This window comes from Streptomyces sp. NPDC025793 (genome assembly GCF_055558375.1).
Genome location: NZ_JBVHMR010000009.1, coordinates 246,432 through 263,142 on the forward strand (window position 1 = coordinate 246,432; position 16,711 = coordinate 263,142).

16 protein-coding genes, 1 pseudogene and 1 riboswitch are annotated in these 16,711 nt (G+C 72.4%); of the genes and pseudogenes, 7 read left to right on the forward strand and 10 right to left on the reverse strand.

The genetic code is table 11. The annotated features are described in order from the left end of the window. Positions 1-34 precede the first annotated feature (34 nt). Entirely contained in the window at positions 35-706 is a 672-nt protein-coding gene (locus tag ACZ4MF_RS20010; protein ID WP_467493298.1) for a TetR/AcrR family transcriptional regulator, read from the reverse strand. A 160-nt stretch (positions 707-866) separates the two neighbouring features. Between ACZ4MF_RS20010 and ACZ4MF_RS20015 the strand changes: the two genes are divergently transcribed. Continuing rightward, positions 867-1,652, forward strand: a complete 786-nt coding sequence (locus ACZ4MF_RS20015; protein ID WP_467493299.1) for an SDR family NAD(P)-dependent oxidoreductase — start codon at positions 867-869, stop codon at positions 1,650-1,652. A gap of 64 nt (positions 1,653-1,716) precedes the next feature. On the opposite strand, the gene ACZ4MF_RS20020 is transcribed toward ACZ4MF_RS20015, so the two are convergent. From ACZ4MF_RS20020 to ACZ4MF_RS20035, 4 genes are all read right to left on the reverse strand, one after another. Beyond that, on the reverse strand, positions 1,717-2,685 hold the full coding sequence (locus tag ACZ4MF_RS20020; protein WP_467493300.1) for a threo-3-hydroxy-L-aspartate ammonia-lyase: 969 nt from the start codon (positions 2,683-2,685) through the stop codon (positions 1,717-1,719). A 22-nt stretch (positions 2,686-2,707) separates the two neighbouring features. Further along, a complete protein-coding gene (locus ACZ4MF_RS20025; protein WP_467493301.1) occupies positions 2,708-3,346 on the reverse strand; it encodes a helix-turn-helix transcriptional regulator in 639 nt (212 codons plus the stop codon). A 98-nt stretch (positions 3,347-3,444) separates the two neighbouring features. After that, a complete protein-coding gene (locus ACZ4MF_RS20030; RefSeq protein ID WP_356033277.1) occupies positions 3,445-4,431 on the reverse strand; it encodes an aldo/keto reductase in 987 nt (328 codons plus the stop codon). Positions 4,432-4,640: 209 nt separating this feature from the next. Next, the gene (locus ACZ4MF_RS20035) at positions 4,641-5,345 is read right to left on the reverse strand and encodes an SDR family oxidoreductase (RefSeq protein ID WP_467493302.1); all 705 of its coding nucleotides are present in this window, start codon (positions 5,343-5,345) and stop codon (positions 4,641-4,643) included. A 168-nt stretch (positions 5,346-5,513) separates the two neighbouring features. Here ACZ4MF_RS20035 and ACZ4MF_RS20040 point away from each other — a divergent pair, with 168 nt between their 5' ends. Beyond that, positions 5,514-6,653: a 4Fe-4S binding protein gene (locus ACZ4MF_RS20040; RefSeq protein WP_467493303.1), complete on the forward strand. Its 1,140-nt coding sequence runs from the start codon at positions 5,514-5,516 to the stop codon at positions 6,651-6,653. Positions 6,654-7,126: 473 nt separating this feature from the next. On the opposite strand, the pseudogene ACZ4MF_RS20045 reads toward ACZ4MF_RS20040, so the two are convergent. Beyond that, positions 7,127-7,511: pseudogene (locus tag ACZ4MF_RS20045) on the reverse strand (ABC transporter ATP-binding protein); the annotation flags it as partial. Between the two features lie 365 nt (positions 7,512-7,876). Next, positions 7,877-8,089, reverse strand: a riboswitch (cobalamin riboswitch). A gap of 134 nt (positions 8,090-8,223) precedes the next feature. Here ACZ4MF_RS20045 and ACZ4MF_RS20050 point away from each other — a divergent pair. Continuing rightward, entirely contained in the window at positions 8,224-9,024 is an 801-nt protein-coding gene (locus ACZ4MF_RS20050) for an SAM-dependent methyltransferase (protein WP_467493304.1), read from the forward strand. A gap of 415 nt (positions 9,025-9,439) precedes the next feature. Further along, complete coding sequence (locus tag ACZ4MF_RS20055; protein WP_467493305.1) at positions 9,440-10,918, forward strand: glutamate-cysteine ligase family protein; 1,479 nt, start codon at positions 9,440-9,442, stop codon at positions 10,916-10,918. Positions 10,919-10,924: 6 nt separating this feature from the next. Here the strand turns inward: ACZ4MF_RS20055 and ACZ4MF_RS20060 are convergent, their stop codons facing one another. The 3 genes from ACZ4MF_RS20060 to ACZ4MF_RS20070 form a co-directional block, all read right to left on the reverse strand. Beyond that, positions 10,925-12,298 carry a S41 family peptidase gene (locus ACZ4MF_RS20060; protein WP_467493306.1) on the reverse strand — a complete coding sequence of 458 codons (1,374 nt, stop codon included), beginning with the start codon at positions 12,296-12,298 and terminating at the stop codon, positions 10,925-10,927. A gap of 115 nt (positions 12,299-12,413) precedes the next feature. Then, positions 12,414-12,830, reverse strand: a complete 417-nt coding sequence (locus ACZ4MF_RS20065; RefSeq protein WP_467493307.1) for a nuclear transport factor 2 family protein — start codon at positions 12,828-12,830, stop codon at positions 12,414-12,416. A gap of 52 nt (positions 12,831-12,882) precedes the next feature. Next, positions 12,883-13,248, reverse strand: coding sequence for a winged helix-turn-helix transcriptional regulator (locus ACZ4MF_RS20070; RefSeq protein ID WP_467493308.1), 366 nt, complete (start codon positions 13,246-13,248; stop codon positions 12,883-12,885). A gap of 130 nt (positions 13,249-13,378) precedes the next feature. Here ACZ4MF_RS20070 and ACZ4MF_RS20075 point away from each other — a divergent pair, with 130 nt between their 5' ends. The 3 genes from ACZ4MF_RS20075 to ACZ4MF_RS20085 all read left to right on the forward strand — a co-directional run bounded on the left by ACZ4MF_RS20075 (position 13,379) and on the right by ACZ4MF_RS20085 (position 15,924). Beyond that, complete coding sequence (locus ACZ4MF_RS20075) at positions 13,379-14,029, forward strand: FMN-dependent NADH-azoreductase (RefSeq protein WP_467493309.1); 651 nt, start codon at positions 13,379-13,381, stop codon at positions 14,027-14,029. A gap of 441 nt (positions 14,030-14,470) precedes the next feature. Beyond that, the gene (locus ACZ4MF_RS20080; protein WP_467493310.1) at positions 14,471-15,265 is read left to right on the forward strand and encodes a thioesterase family protein; all 795 of its coding nucleotides are present in this window, start codon (positions 14,471-14,473) and stop codon (positions 15,263-15,265) included. Between the two features lie 56 nt (positions 15,266-15,321). Then, positions 15,322-15,924 (forward strand): flavin reductase family protein, encoded by a 603-nt coding sequence (locus ACZ4MF_RS20085; RefSeq protein WP_467493311.1) that lies wholly within the window; start codon positions 15,322-15,324, stop codon positions 15,922-15,924. A gap of 9 nt (positions 15,925-15,933) precedes the next feature. On the opposite strand, the gene ACZ4MF_RS20090 is transcribed toward ACZ4MF_RS20085, so the two are convergent. Further along, positions 15,934-16,695, reverse strand: coding sequence for a PDC sensor domain-containing protein (locus ACZ4MF_RS20090; protein WP_467493312.1), 762 nt, complete (start codon positions 16,693-16,695; stop codon positions 15,934-15,936). Positions 16,696-16,711: the final 16 nt, after the last annotated feature.

Here is a 16,711-nt window from a genome sequence, read left to right on the forward strand (position 1 = left end):
ACCGTAGAGGCCACCACTGACAACGGTCCGGTGCCTAGGTCTGGGCCGTCCCGTCCGACGACAACGCGCCCATCCCGCCCATCAGTTGGCGCAGGCAGTGGAGTGCGAGGGCGGCCGGGGAGCCCCTGCCCGTGACGCCCGCCTCCGTGTCGGCCCAGGTCTCCAGGGCGATGCGGATCGCGTCCGTGGCCGCCGCTGCGACCAGGCGCACCTGTACCGCCTCCAGGTGGCCGTCCGCGAGGCGGGCGACGACCGGTACGAGACGCTCCTCGGACTCCTGGTTGACGCGGTACCAGACCGCGCGCAGCGCGGGATCGTCGGCGGCGGCACGCAGCAGCCCCCGGGTCCGCAGCAGCGCCCGGGCGGCATCCTCGTCCGGTGCCGCCAGCGATTCCTCCACGGCGGCCTCAAGTGCCCGGGACAGCCCGGTGCCCGGTTCGGCCGACTCCAGCAGCGCTCGCCACCGGTCCGCACCGGCGGCGAGCAGCGGGCTCACCGCGTCCTGCTTGGAGCGGAAGTACCGGTAGAAGGTCCGCAGCGCGACCCCCGCGTGCCGGGCGATCTCCTCGGCCGTCGTCGCGTGCGGGCCCTGGGCGGCGAAGAGCTCGGCCGCGGCGTGTGCGATCTCGAGTTGGGTGGCGGCCTTGCGGCGCTCGGTCAGGGAGGTGGGCGGCGTGCTGCTCGCCCCGGACGGCTTGGTGCTCACCCCAGAAGGGTACGGCCCGACAGCACGCCATGGCACACAATGACGAAGTGGCAAAACGTGCCACCAAGGCGTAACGTGAAACGCATGGGGACGCCGGCGGGCAGGAGATCCGGCGTCGCGAAGGCCCCGCCGTACAGCGACGGGGCGGTCAGGAGAAGACATGAACCGCTACGAAGGCCGCCGCGCACTGATCACCGGCGGTGGCTCGGGCATCGGCCAGGCCACCGTGCTGCGCCTGCTCGCCGAGGGCGGCACCGTCGTGGCCGCCGATGTGAGCGAGCGGGGCCTGAAGGACACACTGGCCAAGGCGGGAGCGCACGCGGACCGCCTCACCACGCTCGTCGTGGACGTCGCCGACGAGACCTCCGTACGCGAGGGCGTCGCCGCCGCGGTCGCCGCGCTCGGCGGGCTGGACGTGCTGGTCAACGCGGCGGGGATCCTGCGCTCCTCGCACACCCACGAGACGACCCTTCAGGACTTCACCCGCATCCTCCAGGTCAACCTCGTCGGCACCTTCCTCGTCATCCGCGAGGCCGTACCGGCACTGCTGGGGGGCCGCGACGCGGCGGTGGTCAACTTCAGCTCCACCTCGGCGACGTTCGCTCACCCCTACATGGCGGCGTACGCGGCGAGCAAGGGCGGGATCCAGTCCATGACCCACGCCCTCGCCGCCGAGTACGCGAAGCGGGGCATCCGCTTCACCGCCGTCCAGCCCGGTTCCATCTCGTCCGGCATGACCGACGGCAGCGGCGCCAGCGGACAGAGCGTCGGTCCGGGGCTGCCCGCGGACGCCGACATGTCCCTGTTCGCCAAGCTCTCCCCGGCACTCGGACAGGGCTTCGCCGGTCCCGAGACGGTCGCCTCCGTCGTCGCGATGCTCGCCTCGCAGGACGGCGGGTTCATCACCGGCACCGAGATCCGCGTCGACGGCGGCACCCACTTCTGAATGCGGGAGGCCGCACCGTGCCGCCGACTCCGGCGATGCGGCCCGCCGCGCGGCGGTACGGCCGTCAGGAGCCGAGGAGTTCGACGAACCGCTCGATGTCGATGTTGCCGCCGGAGGCGATGACGCCGACGCGCGGCGGGAGGCTGTCGACGCGGCCCGCCAGGAGTGCGGCCAGGCCGGTGGCGCCGCTGGGTTCGAGGACGATCTTGAGGCGTTCGAAGGCGAACCGCATGGCGGTGATGATCTCCGTGTCGCTGACCAGCGCAATACCGTCGACCAGGCGCTGGTTGATCGGGAAGGTGAGCTCGCCGGGCGTCGGCAGCGCCTGGCCGTCGGCGATGGTCCGGGGGACGGGCCGGGTGACGCGGACACCTCTCTCCAGCGACCGCTTGGTGTCGTCCCCCGCCTCCGGCTCCACGCCGAGGACCCGGATCGCGGGGTGCAGCGCCTTGGCCGCCGTGGCGCTGCCGGCGATGAGTCCGCCGCCCCCGACGGGCACGAGGAGGGCGTCCAACGGGCCGGTCTCCTCCAGGAGTTCGAGGGTCGCGGTGCCCTGGCCGGCGATGACCTGCGGATGGTCGTAGGGCGGGATGAGGGCGAGACCCCGCTCCTCGGCGAGAGCGTGGCCGAGCGCGGTGCGGTCCTGGGTGTAGCGGTCGTAGGTGACGATCTCGGCCCCGTACCCGGCGGTGGCCTCGCGCTTGGCGCGGGGGGCGTCCTCGGGCATCAGGACGACGGCGGTGGTGCCCAGTTCGCGGGCGGCGAGGGCGGTGGCCTGGGCGTGGTTGCCGGAGGAGTACGCGGCGACGCCCTTGGCGAGCTGCTCCGGCGGGAGCTGGGCGATCGCGTTGTAGGCGCCGCGGAACTTGAAGGCGCCGACCCGCTGGAAGTTCTCGCACTTGATGAACACCTCCGCGCCGACGAGGGAGTTCAGGGTGCGCGAGGTGAGGACGGGGGTGCGGTGGGCGACGCCCGCGAGGCGTGCGGCGGCGGCACGGACGTCGTCGAACGTGACGGGTGAAGCGGCGGCCATGGCGAGATCCTCTCCCGGTGCGTCATTTCGCGTAGTTGTAGACGGTGGCCCGGGAGACGCCGAGCAGGTCCGCGATGGTCTGCGCGGCGTCGCGCGAGTCGAAGTACCCGTCCTGGTACAGCTGTCGTACGAGCGTCTTCTTGTCCTCCCGGCCCAGCGACCGGGGCGTGGCGCCGCGTTGGGCGGACAACTCCTCGACGGTGCGGCGCAGTTCGCGGGCGGTGCGGTCGCGCAGGGTCTCCAGCGGGCGGTCGCCGTGCGCGGTGTCCGTGGCGACGAGGTTCGAGAGGGCGAGTGTGACGGGCGACAGGACGGAGATGTCGAGGTTGAGGCAGAGCGCGGCGACGTACTCCCCCTCGGCGTTCTTGATGCCGATGGACGTGCTCTTCGCGGGGCGGCCGTCCGGGAAGCGGTTGGGGTAGTTCTGGACGACGCTCGGGAAGTCCGGGTCGGCGATGCGCGCGAGTCCCAACTCGGTGGCGGAGTCGCCTGCCTGACGTCCCGACAGGTCGTTTTCGATCACCCGGATGGCGTGCCGCGGGTCCCGCAGGTCGTGCAGCACCACCTCGCACAGGCCCGGAAACATCCGCCCGAGCGCCACGGCGATCTTCTCGACCTCCCGGACGAGGTGCTCCTCGGACTCCGCCGCCACCTCACTCACCAGCCCTGCACTTGGAATGATTTTCCAATACTGTACATGAATTCCAAATGCGCGCCGCAGGACGGGTTCGTACGGGCGCGCCCCACGAGGGCGCGGGCTCAGTGGCCGCTGATCCCGCGCGGCGTGTACGGCTCCTCCAGCCGCCGCACCTCTTCGTCGGTGAGCCTCAGGTCGAGGGCCGCGACGGCGTCTTCGAGGTGGTGGGCCTTGGTGGCGCCGACGATGGGGGCGGTGACGCCCGGGCGGGAGGCGACCCAGGCCAGGGCCACCTGGGCCCGCGGGACACCGCGGCTCTCGGCGATCGCCGCGACGGCGTCGACGATGCGCTTGTCGTCGGGCTGGTAGAGGTTGCGCAGGATGGCGTCCGACTCGCTGCGGGCACTGCCGGCGTCCCAGTCCCGGGTGAGCCGTCCGCGGGCGAGCGGGCTCCACGGGATCACCCCGACGCCCTGGTCCGCGCAGAGCGGCAGCATCTCGCGCTCCTCCTCGCGGTAGAGGAGGTTGTAGTGGTTCTGCATGCTGACGAACTTCGTCCAGCCGTGCAGCTCGGCGGTGTGCTGGAGCTTGGCGAACTGCCAGGCGTACATCGAACTCGCCCCGATGTAGCGGGCCTTGCCCGCCCTGACCACGTCGTGCAGGGCCTCCATGGTCTCCTCGACCGGGGTGCGGGGGTCGAAGCGGTGGATCTGGTAGAGGTCCACGTAGTCGGTGCCGAGCCGCCGCAGGCTGTGGTCGATCTCGGCCATGATCGCCTTGCGGGACAGCCCGGACCGGTTGGGCCGCTCGCTGCGCGCCGCGCCGTTCTCCACCGCGAAGAACACCTTGGTGGCGATCACGACGTCCTCGCGCCGCGCCATCTCGCCGAGTGCCCGGCCGACGATCTCCTCGCTGGTGCCGGCCGAGTAGCTGTTGGCGGTGTCGAAGAAGGTGATCCCCGCGTCCAGGGCCTGGCGGATGAACGGGCGGGCGACGTCCTCGGCCAGCGTCCACGGGTGCGGACCCCGGTCGGGAACGCCGTAGCTCATGCATCCGAGCGCCAGCCGCGAGACCTCCAGGCCGCTCGCGCCGAGCTTTGCGTACTCCATGTTCGGTTCCCCTCGTCGATGCCGGTCCCGCCACCGCACCCCGGCGCGCGTCCGGGGACGGGGCGGGCCTGCTCCATCGGTACGAGCGTGATCGTACCGAGGGGCGTACGGCGACCCGAGGGGCGTACGGCGACCGGCCCGGCGGACTCGAACGCCCCCGACCGCACTCCGGACGCCGCCCGGACCGAGGGTGTGCCGACGGCGTGCCGTCAGCCGGCCAACTGCGGGTACAGCGCCGCCAGGTCGCCGGCGAGGCCCGCCTTCACGTTCCGGGTGAGCTCGTCGGCCAGCACTTCGTACGCCCCGGTCTCGACGCCGTCGAGCGCGAGGGAGGCGACGTCGTGCGGTGTGGACTTGGGGGCGTCCACGGCCGCGGCCATGTCGGTGTCGATGTAGCCGACGTGCAGCCCCGTCACCCCGATGCCACGCGAACTCAGCTCCAGGCGCAGGGAGTTGGTCTGGGACCAGAAGGCGGCCTTGGTGGCGCTGTAGGAGCCGGCGAGCCCGAGCCAGGAGAGCACGGAGTGCACGTTGAGGAGGTGTCCGCCGCCATTGCGCTCCAGGACCGGGACGAAGGCCCGGGTGACCAGCAGCGGGCCGTAGAAGTTGGTCTCGAACTCCCGCCGCACGACATCGATTTCGGCGTCCAGGAAGGAGTGCGCGCCGAACGAGACACCCGCGTTGTTGATCAGGACCGAGACGTCCTGCGCCTGCGCGGCGGCCGCAGCGACGGAGGCCGGGTCGGTGACCTCCAGGGCGAGCGGAACGGCGTCCGGGTGGGTCACGGTGCGCGGGTCCCGGGCCGTGGCGTACACCTTGGCGGCTCCGCGCGCGTACAGCTCCTCCACCAGCGCCTTGCCCAGGCCCCGGCTGCCGCCGGTGACCAGGGCGACGGAGTTCTTGATCGCGGTCATGTCGTCTCCAGAGGAAGTCACACGTGGAAACCGATCGGTTTCCATCGGTCGCTCCCACCGTAAACCGATCGGTTTCCAACTTCAAGTGCGCACCGAGACCACTCCCTCGCACCCCGTCCACTACTCTTCCAGAGAGTTTGATTTTCCAACCCAGTAGGAGGAGGCCGCATGAGCGAGCAGCGCAGGGCAGAGGGAGCGGGGAGCCGGAAGCTGCCCGCCCGCCTCGCCGCCCACCCGTCCGTACGGGCCGTACTGGCATCCCGCGCGAACACCGCTCCGGCACCGCCTCCGCCGGTGATCGACGCGGACTGGCTGCGCGCGCTCTGCCTGGAGGCCGGTGCGGACGACGCCGCGGCGGTGAGCCTGGACCACCCCGACCTCGCCGGGGAGCGGGACCATGTCCTGGCCGCTCTGCCGGGCACGCGCGCGCTGGTCTCGCTCATGGTCCGGATGAACCGTGACAACACCCGCTCGCCCGCGCGCAGCGTCGCCAACCAGGAGTTCCACCAGACCGACGAACAGGTCAACGCCGCCGCCCGCAGGGTGGTCCGGGCCCTGGAGGACGCCGGCCACCGCGCGCTCAATCCGTCCGCCGGGTTCCCGCAGGAGATGGAGCGCTTCCCCGGCCGTATCTGGGTCGTCGCGCACAAGACGGTCGCCGTGGCCGCGGGCCTGGGCGTCATGGGTCTGCACCGCAATGTCATCCACCCCCGGTTCGGCAACTTCGTGCTGCTCGCGACCGTGCTCGTGGACGCCCCGGTCAGCGCGTACGGCCGGCCGCTGGACTACAGCCCCTGCGTGGACTGCAAGTTGTGCGTCGCGGCCTGTCCGATCGGCGCCATCGGCAAGGACGGCTCGTTCGACGCCCTGGCCTGCACGACCCACAACTACCGGGAGTTCATGAGCGGCTTCACCGACTGGGTGCAGACCGTGGCCGACAGCGCGGACGCGGCCGACTTCCGCTCGCGGGTGACCGACCCGGAGAACGCCTCGATGTGGCAGAGTCTCGCGTTCAAGCCGAGCTACAAGTCCGGCTACTGCCTGGCCGTGTGCCCCGCCGGCGAGGACGTGCTGGGCCCGTACCTCGACGACCGCAAGGCCTATCTGGAGACCGTTCTGCGCCCGCTCCAGGACAAGGCGGAGACCCTCTACGTCCTGCCGGGCTCCGACGCCCAGCGGTACGCCGAGCGCCGCTTCCCGCACAAGCCGGTCAAGGAGGTCTCCGGCGGCTGGCGGCCCCCCGCCGGGCGCCGTCCCGTCGAGCGGCCCGCCGGCGAGGAGCGCCCGGAGTCCCCCGGCCCACGCTGAGCACCACCACCCGCCGGGCAGCCCTCGTCACCCGGGCGGCCCGTCTCCGCTGGCCGTCGCGCGTCCGGTGACGGAGGGTCTGAACAAGATCGGTGGGTCGATGCCTCGTCCGACCGGTCGCCGAGTCGCCCCTCCCTGTCCGTGACGACGTGCCGAGGCGGGCCGACCCACCGGGGGGCGGGGAGCGATCAATCCATGCGCTCGGGTAGTTCCCCGCCCTCTCCCACCCCGCCCGTGCCGTCCGCCGACCCGCGGTCCCGCGCGGAGCAGCTCCGATCGCTAGGGCCTGTCGTCACATATCCGCCTGCCGTGCGACGCCTGGCACGCGCTCCCCCAGAGGGGCACCCCCAGCGGCGTTGTCGTCGGTCGCCGACTCCCCCACGCGTCGACTCCCTCCTCCGCCTCGCAACTGCACGCACCGGACCCCGCGCGGCCCGCCCTTCGGGCGGACGACGGGAATGTGACGACACCCCCTAGCCACCGCGCCGCAGGAAGCGGATCACCGGGTCCCCGTCCGCGGTGGTGACCGCGGCGTCGACGCCGTACACCCGCTTGATCAGGCCGCTGGTCAGGACGTCGCCGGGCGGGCCCCCGGCGACCGCCCGGCCCGCCGTGCAGCACGAGCAGCCGGTCGCAGTACATCGCGGCGAGGTTGAGGTCGTGCAGGGCGATCACCGTGGTGACCGGCAGGCTCGCGACGAGGTCCGGCAGATCGAGCTGGTGCTGGATGTCGAGGTGGTCGGTCGGCTCGTCCAGAAGCGGTTCGCGGGGTTCCTGGGCCAGGGCGCGCGCGATCTGGGCGTGCTGGCGTTCACCGCCGGACAGGGTGTGCCAGGACTGCCCGGCGCGGTCGGCGAGCCGGGGCACCTCGGCGTCCGCCTTCTCCAGTCCCTTCATCACCGGGTCGGTCCAGGTCGCGGTGCCGGCCATGCGGTCGGCGAGCCCCAGGGAGAGCAGGATCTCGGTGGTGCCCTGGTTGCGGGAGACGGCCCGCTTCGGCGGCGCCTTCAGGGTGACCCGGTGACCGCAGTTGGCGATCGTGCGGATAGCCGACTGCGGCCCCGGCGCTGTCGGCATCCGCGCTGCCGGCACGGCCGCAGGCGGTGAGCGGCAGGGCCGGGGCGAACAGCAGGGCGGCCGGGCGGAGGAGGGTGCGGACACGGATGTGCCTCGGCTGTCGGGGCTCGTACGCGGAGCCTGGTCTACGGACGTCCTCCGCGCCCGGCGGCGCGAAGGTGCCAGCAGGTATGCGGACTCGGGTTCGCCCGGCCGGGGCGCCTTCCCGGCAGCGTTCCGCGTCCGCTCTTCCGGCGGCCCGGTCCCTCCCAGTGGCATGGTGTGCCCCGCCCGTCCCCCTCACCGCTGCGCGTCAGTTCCGGATTCGCACCGGATTCCCTGGCCTCGGCTGTGGCACGACTGGCTCCGGAAGGCCATCAGCACGTCCGTTCGCCGCCCCGGGCACAGCCGTCGGCAGGCGGAACTGTGGGCACGAGCGAGGTAGTTGATATGGGAAGCTTTGGCCAATCGTTCACGGGACCGAGGCCGTGACGGTCGGGGAGAGGAGCCCACTGTGACTCAGGACGGCGGCCAGGCCGTGCAGATCGACACCAGCAAGCCGCATCCCGCGCGCATCTACGACTACCTCCTGGGCGGCAAGGACAACTACGAGGTGGACCAGCAGGCGGGCGACCAGCTCGCCGCGGCGGCGCCCGAGGTGTGGATCTCCGTGCGCGCCAACCGCGCCTTCCTGCACCGTGCGGTGCGCTACATCGTCGACAGCGGTGTCCGCCAGATCCTGGACATCGGCACCGGCCTGCCCACCTCCCCGAACGTGCACGAGGTCGCCCAGGAGCTGGCGCCGGACGTGCGCGTCGCCTACGTGGACAACGACCCGATCGTGAAGGCGCACGCCGACGCGCTGCTCAGCCGGGCCGGCACGACCGGCATCGTGCTCGCCGACCTGCGCGATCCGCAGTCCGTCATCGATCATCCGGAGGTCCGCCGGATCATCGACTTCGGCCGGCCGGTCGCCCTGTTCCTCGTCGCCGTGCTCCACTTCATCCGTGACACGGACGAGCCCGAGCGGATCGTGGCCACCCTGCGCGACGCGCTGCCGGCCGGCAGCTTCCTCGTCCTCTCGCACGCGACGGGCGACTTCGCCGACGACCGCAGCGACGCCGAGGCCGTCTACAACGGCGCCACCGCCACCATGAACCTGCGCTCCCGCGACCGGGTCGAGCGGTTCTTCGACGGCCTCGAACTGGTCGAACCCGGCCTGGCCCAGGTCCCGTTCTGGCGCCCGGACACCACCCCGCCGGCCGGCTCCGAGGAGATCGGCTTCTACGGCGCGGTGGCCCGGAAGAACGCCTGAGCACGGCGTGTCCGGCGCAGGGCCGAGCCGCGAGGCGAGGAGACCTGCGCCGCTTTCGTGCGCGACCGGTGCCCGACGGGTGTCGTGGACGAGACGGCGGGAGTGCTGGTGCAGTGTGGGCTCGGTCCGAGGACGGCCGCGTTCGACTTCGGCCGGCACTGTTCGCCCTGCCCGTTGGCCCAACGGCAACGCCCCGGTCACCGAACGCGTCCGCCGCGACCACGCACGGTGCACGCCGGGCTGCACGGACCTCGGGCCGGCCGCACCCGGGGGACGGGCGGCGCCCGCCTGGCCCCGGGCCTCGGCCACATGTGAGCACCGCCCGTCGTAGGGGGTCCGCCCGCTTGGTGGGTGCCGTCCGATGGTGCGACGCTGGGTGGAGAGGTGACCGACCCCGGGGAGTCCTGGAGGGCCGATGGGACGTGACGTCCCGGCGCTCGTCTTCACCCGCGAGGACCGCCGCCGGTACCGGATCAAGATGCACGGGTGCCTCGACGCGCTGGCGCAGATGCTGCGCGAGCAGCGGTTCGAGGCCGAGCGGCCCCAGGTGGGCCTGGAGATAGAGCTGAACCTGGTGGGCGACGACGCCGAGCCGGCGATGCGCAACAGCGATGTGCTCCAGGCCGTCTCCGACCCCGCCTGGTCCACCGAACTGGGCCGGTTCAACCTGGAGATCAACGTCCCGCCCCGGCGGCTGACGGCGGGCGCCCCCGACGCGTGGGAGGCCGAGATCCGCGCCGCGCTGAACCACGCCGACGAGCGCGCCCGCACGGTCGGCACCCGGCTGATCATGATCGGGATCCTGCCCACGCTGCGCCAGGAGGACATCGGCGAGGGCGCCCTGTCGGAGAACCCCCGCTACCGCCTGCTCAACGACCAGATCTTCGCGGCCCGGGGCGAGGACCTGCGCATCGAGGTGGACGGCGCCGACCGGCTGCGGACCTACGCGGACACGATCACCCCGGAGGCGGCCTGCACCAGCACCCAGTTCCATCTCCAGGTCTCCCCGGAGGAGTTCGCCGCCTACTGGAACGCGGCGCAGGCGATCGCCGGCGTGCAGGTGGCGCTCGCGGCCAACTCCCCCTTCCTGTTCGGCAAGGAGCTGTGGCACGAGACCCGTATCCCGCTGTTCGAGCAGGCCACGGACACCCGCCCGGAGGAGATCAAGGTGCAGGGCGTACGGCCCCGGGTGTGGTTCGGGGAGCGGTGGATCAACAGCGTCTTCGACCTGTTCGAGGAGAACCTGCGCTACTTCCCGGCCCTCCTCCCGCTGTGCGACGAGCAGGACCCGGCCGAGACCCTGGACCGGGGTGACGTCCCCGAGCTCGGTGAACTCACCCTGCACAACGGCACGATCTACCGCTGGAACCGCCCGGTGTACGCCGTCACGCACGACGTGCCGCACATCCGGGTGGAGAACCGGGTGCTGCCCGCCGGCCCGACCGTCGCCGACACACTCGCCAACGGCGCCTTCTACTACGGTCTCACCCGGGCCCTGACCGAGGAGGACCGGCCGGTGTGGTCGCGGATGTCGTTCGCGGCGGCCGAGGACAATCTGCACACCGCCGCCCGGCACGGCATCGAGGCCCTGCTGTACTGGCCCGGGATGGGCGAAGTCCCGGTGCCGGAACTGGTGTTGCGCCGGCTGCTGCCGCTGGCGCACCGGGGGCTCGCGCTCTCCGGGATGGACGAAGAGTGGCGCGAGCCGCTGCTCGGCATCATCGAGCAGCGCTGTGTGACCGCGCGCAACGGCGCGGTGTGGCAGAAGGAGACGGTCCACCACCTCGACGCCACCACGCACACCAGCCGCCACGAGACACTGCGCCGGATGACCCAGCTCTACATCGACTACATGCACCTCAACGCCCCGGTGCACACCTGGCCGGTGGACTGATCCGGCTCAGCCGCGGCCACTCAGCAGATTGACGGCCCGGTCGAAGGCCGAGTCCCGGTTCTTGGCGAACTCCTCCTTGGTGAAGACCGGTTCGGTCAGCTGCGGCGGAATGCCGGTGCCGTCGAAGGCGCGCCCGGTGCGGGTCAGGTACTCCTCGTCAGGCAGGCCGAAGACGAGCCCGTCGGGCAGGTTGCGCATCAGGACGTCCGAGAACACGCCCTGGGTGGGCTGTCCGATGCGCACGGTGCGTGCGGGCCGGTCGATGAGCGCCTGGGTGAAGGTCTCTCCGGCGCTGACCGTGGAGCCGCCGGTGAGGACGGCGACCGGGCCGGTGTAGCGGGGCGCGTCGGCGGGGACGACGGACACGGGTTCGGGCCGGGTGTGCCGGGCGGGGTCGGCCGGGTCGTTGCGGGCGCGCTTGGCGTACGCGGTGTAGGGCGCGTCCGTCAGCCGCCGGGCGATCCGGACGCCGAGGCTGTCGGCCCCGCCGCCGTTGACACGCAGATCGATGACGAGCCCCTTGAGCCGCTTCGTCCGCCGGGCGTCGAGCACGGTGTTCAACGCCCGGTCCAGTTCGGCCTGTTCGGCGGTGTACGGCGCGTTCTCGCCGGCGTATCCGCCGAAGCCGGAGATGCGCAGGTAGCCGAGGTCGCCCGGCAGGTCGGCGTAGGTGATCCGGCCGGCGCCGAAGTCCTGGCGGTGGGCGGCCTCCCTGAGATCGCGGCCGACGATGAACTTCTTGACCTTCGCGTCGAGTTCCTCGCTCGGCATCTCGGTGCCGGGGCGCACCTCGGCGAACCGACGGTGGCCGTCGATGACGCCGACATGGGCGTCGTACAGCGGGCGCACCATCCGGCTGAGGATGGTGAAGAGCTGGTCCTTGGTGGTGTCCCGGTGGACCAGCGGCCGGTAGCGGTCGCGTACGGCGTGCCAGTCGATGCCCTTGGCGGCGAAGAACGGGTAGTTCTCCTCGAAGGTCTGCCAGAAGATGCCGAAGGCGGTGCGCGGGTCGGTGGACGACGGGCGTGCGCAGTCGGCGGGCAGGGCGGGCAGGCGGCGCAGGTGCCGGTGTCCCACCGAGCTGTCGGCGGCGAACAGCGCGCGATCCCGGTCGTGCTGGATCCGTACGGTCAGCACCGAGCCGTCGGTCGTGAGGTAGGTGCCCGGTCCCGTCTGCCGCGAGGTGTCGCCCTTGAGACAGCTGACGGACGTCGTCTGATACTCCTGGAGCACTCCCCCGCCGGCGACGAGGACGGTGCCGTAGCCGTCGACACGCCATACGCCGTCGGTGCCGGGCGGGCCGGCCTGCGCGGCGGCCGCGGCCGGTACGGCTGTGGCGGCGAGGGCCAGGACGGCGACGGTGGCCGTGAGGGTACGCACGATGGGGTCCTTCCGGTTCGGTGCACGCCGGCCTCCACCGTCGCCGCTCCGCCCCTTGCCGCACCATCCGGTGTCCCGGTGCACCGGCACGGGGGACAGCCCCCCCGTACGCGCCTCACCCGGACCGGTGCACGCCGTTCAGGGGGACTCGCCGCGCGGTCAGTGTGCGGTGGCTGATCCGCCAGCCGTCGGGGGTGCGGACGAGGAGGTCGTCGTAGGTGAGGGAACCGCAGGTGCCGTCCGCCCGGACGCCGAGCCCCTTGGAGCGGGCGCGGACCTGGCCGTCCGGCTCCTCCCGCACGACGATGTTGGTGACGTGATGGGCGACGGGGTTGCCGTCCCCGAGTGCCAGCGCAGCCTGTCGGAGGGCGGCCAGGCCCACCAGCGGGTCCTGGCCGACGTCGGACACGTCGTAGACGACGTCCGGGGTGAACAGCTCGCCCAGGCGGTCGAGCTGTCCGTCGTCCACGAGGTGACCGTGCCGCGCGATCAACTCTCCGATGGCGACCCGGTCTTCGAGCTCCAGCGTCATGTGCTTCCCCCTCGGCCGACTCCTGCGCGCATGCCCCGGTCGGGCGCTCCCGCTACACCGCGCCCGGACACGGCGGCGCGTCCGGCAGATGGGTCTTGGCCCAGTCTCCCAGTTGCCGCAGCGCGGGCTCCAGGGCGGCACCCGCCTCGGTCAGGCGGTAGGAGACGCGCAGCGGCGGGCCCTCGTCGACCTCACGCACGACGAGGCCGGCGGCGCCGAGTTCGGCGAGCCGGTCGGACAGCATGCGTTCGCTGATGCCGGGGACGGCCCGGCGCAGGTCCGCGAAGTGTGCGGGCTGCTCCACCAGGACGGAGACGATGGGACCGCTCCAGCGCTTTCCCAGCAGTTGGAAGACACGGGTGATGCTGTCGTCCACCCGCTTGCACATCTCACTGCCGTAGTTCTGCTCCGCCGCCATGTGACCAGGGTACTACTCCACCGTAGGGAGGTGAAAAAAAGTAAGCCCCTGTGCTATTCATAGTTAGGTACGAAACTTCAGCCCGGGACGTCCGTGCCGGGCTGCCTTGATCAGTTTCCTGGAGTTCCCCATGGCCACCCTGCTGCACATCGACTCGTCCCTGTTCCCGGCCGAGATCTCGTCCTCCCGCGCCGTGACCGCGGCCTTCCGCAAGCACTGGGAGGAGCAGCACCCCGAGGGCACGGTCGTCTACCGCGACCTGAACGCGCAGCCCGTCCCGCACATCACCGCCGCCTCGCACACGGCCGGCTTCGTGGACCCCGCCGCCCACACGCCCGAGCAGGCCGCCGCCTTCGCCGAGCGCGTCCGGCTGATCGAGGAGCTGGAGCAGGCGGACGCGGTGCTGATCGGCGCGCCGATGTACAACTTCACGGTCCCCTCGACCCTGAAGGCCTGGCTGGACAGCGTGATCCTGATGGGCCGCACGGCGGGCGAGACCCAGTCCGCCAAGGGCACCCCGGTGACCGTCGTCGCGAGCCGCGGCGGCTCGTACGAGCCGGGCACCCCGCGCGAGGACTTCGAGTACGTGCGCAACTACCTCGGTGCCGTCCTCGGCGCGGGCCTCGGCCTGGACGTCGACTTCATCGTCCCGGAGCTGACGATGGCCCCGCAGAACCCGGCGATGGCCGAGCTGGTCCCGCTGTACGAGGCCTCCCGCGACCGCGCCCTGGAGCAGGCCGCCGCGAAGGCCGGACAGCTCGTGGAGCGTCTGGCCGCCTGAGCCCGCCCCGTCCGACCCGGGCACCGCCGACGAGGGCGGGCCCGGGTCGACGTGTGTGCGTGCGCGAAGAGCGTGCCGGACGGCGCGACGTCGACCGCGGTGCCCGCCAGGATGGTCAGTGGCGCGTCGCGGCGCCACAGGTGCAGGCCGACGGCGGCGGCGAGCTCCGCGAGCGGGGCCGGTACGGCGGTGCGGGCGACCGGCAGGTCGCGCAGATCGCCCCGCCGGTCACGGACGGCTCAGTACAGGACCGAGGCCGACGGTACGGCGGCGGTGACCAGGCCGAAGAGCAGGAACTCGAAGGACGGCCGCGGACGGGGACGCGTCACGGCCGGCGGCAGGAGACCAGTCGGCGCCAACGATCGTCCGACGTTGCAGGATGTACCGTGCACGTACCTGCTCGACGCCCCGTGATCATGGACACCCGAGGAGAGTCACCCGTTGTCCGCGAGCTACTTCGAACGCATCGACCCGCAGCACTACAAGCCCACGGCGCACGCGAGCGGTGCGTGGGACACCGACGAGATGCACTTCAGCCCGCTCGCCGGGCTCGTCGTCCACGCGATCGACGGGTATCTCGCCGAGCGGCCGCGGCAGGGCGCGCTGCTGGTCTCCCGGATCAGCTTCGACATCCTGGGGCGGCTCGCGCTGGACGAGTGCGAGATCCGGGTGGAGTCGATCCGGCCCGGCCGCACCATCGAACTGCTCGAAGCGGTCGTGGACATCGCGGGACGGACGGCCGTACGAGCGCGCGCCTGGCTGCTGGCCGAGGGGGACACCCGTGCCGTGGCCGGCGGCGGTGACGCCCGCCTCACCCCGCCGCCGGACGCGATCGCCGCGCGGTCGCTGGGTTCCATCTGGCCCGGCGGACACTGCGCGTCCGTCGACTTCCGGCCGCTCCCTCCCGCGGAGCCGGGCCGCGCCACGGCCTGGATCTCCACACACCTCGACCTCGTCGCCGGCGAACCGAGCAGCCCGCTCGCGTCCTACGTCGCCCTGATCGACACCGCCAACGGCATCGCCGTACGACGCTCGCCGACCGAGTGGATGTTCCCCAACGTCGACCTGACGATCCACCTCCACCGCCAACCGGAGGGCCGCTGGGTCGGCTTGGACACCACGGTCGTCTTCGGCCCGACCGGCCAGGGCCTGACCAGCTCCGTCCTGCACGACCTGACCGGCCCGGTCGGCCAGGCCCAGCAGGCCCTCACCGTGCGCCCGCTGCCGGGCGCGTGACCCTCCACCATGCGGGCGGCCCTCAAGGCCCTGATCGGATGACATACGGTGCTGTCATGCGCGTCGACTACTCGCCCGAGTCCCTGGGGGCAGGGGCCTTCTACCGTCTGCTCACGTCCGTCGTCGTGCCCCGGCCGATCGCCTGGGTCTCGACCCTCGCGCCGGACGGCGGGACGGCGAACCTGGCTCCGCACTCGTTCTTCACCGTCGCCTGCACCGATCCGCCCGTCGTCCAGTTCACCGCGGTCGGCCGCAAGGACTCGCTGCGCAACGTCGAGGACACCGGGGAGTTCGTCGTCAACCTCGCCCCCGAGCCGCTCCTCGCCGAGATCAACGCCACGGCGACCGAATTCCCCCGGGACCAGGGCGAGTTCGAGGCCGTGGGCATCGAGCGGGAGCCCTCGCTGCGGGTTCGGCCGCCGCGGGTCGCCGCGTCCCCGGTCGCCCTGGAGTGCACGCTGCACTCGACGCTGCGCCTCGGGAACTCGACGGTGGTGTTCGGCCGGGTCGTGCACGCCGCCGTCCGCGAGGACGTGCTGGTGGACGGCCGACCGGACATCGGCCGTCTGCGTCCCCTCGCGCGCCTGGGCGGGAACGAGTGGGCCACCGTGGGCGAGGTCCGCGAACTGGCCCGCGTGCCGTACCGGGGGCGTGCCTGACCGTCCGCCTCAGGCCAGCACCAGCACGAGGGGCACGCCCGCGCACGGCACCAGGCCGAGGCCGTCGTGCGTGCCGGGGCGTGCCGTGCCGAGCAGGTCCCCGAAGCGCGGGCCCCGGGTGAGGGAGCCGGCCAGACGGGCCGGGTCGGCGGAGGCGGCCACCCGGCCCCGTGCGTTCACCAGATGCGCGGGCCGGGGCAGGCTCCGCAGCAGCGGCAGGACGGCCGCCTCGAAGTGCCGCAGATACACGTCGGCGGCGGCCACTCCGGCGAACCGGCCCTGGACGAGGACCGGTTCGGACAGCGTGAGGCTGTACTCGTCGGAGCAGAGGTAGTCGACGTAGGGTCCGGCGACGGCCCGGCGCCCGGTGTCGCGGGGCAGCGCGAACCAGTCCCAGTGGGTGTAGTCGGCGTACGCCGACTGCCCGGAGTCGAGGTCGAGGTGGAGCGGGCGGACCGCGCCGTCGGCGCCCGACTGCCACCACTCCAGCCAGGCGGGTACGTCGCCGAGCAGGCCGGGCGCCGCGACGAAGCCGGCGCCGGAGACGAGGTCCTCACGGGTCAGCTGCCGGTGCAGTCCCGGGCGCAGGGCGGCGAGGTCGGCGCTGGCGGGCCGCCGTTCCTCGGCGGTCGCCCGGCGCAGCAGGTCCTCGGTCTCGGCACGGGTCGCGGCGACCGTGTCGAAGACGGCCTCCAGCGCGCCGCCCACCTGCGCGGCCACCCACGTCTCCGGGTCCGTGTCCAGGGTGGCGAGCGGGGGGCTCCAGCCCATGGTGTCCTCCAGCGGA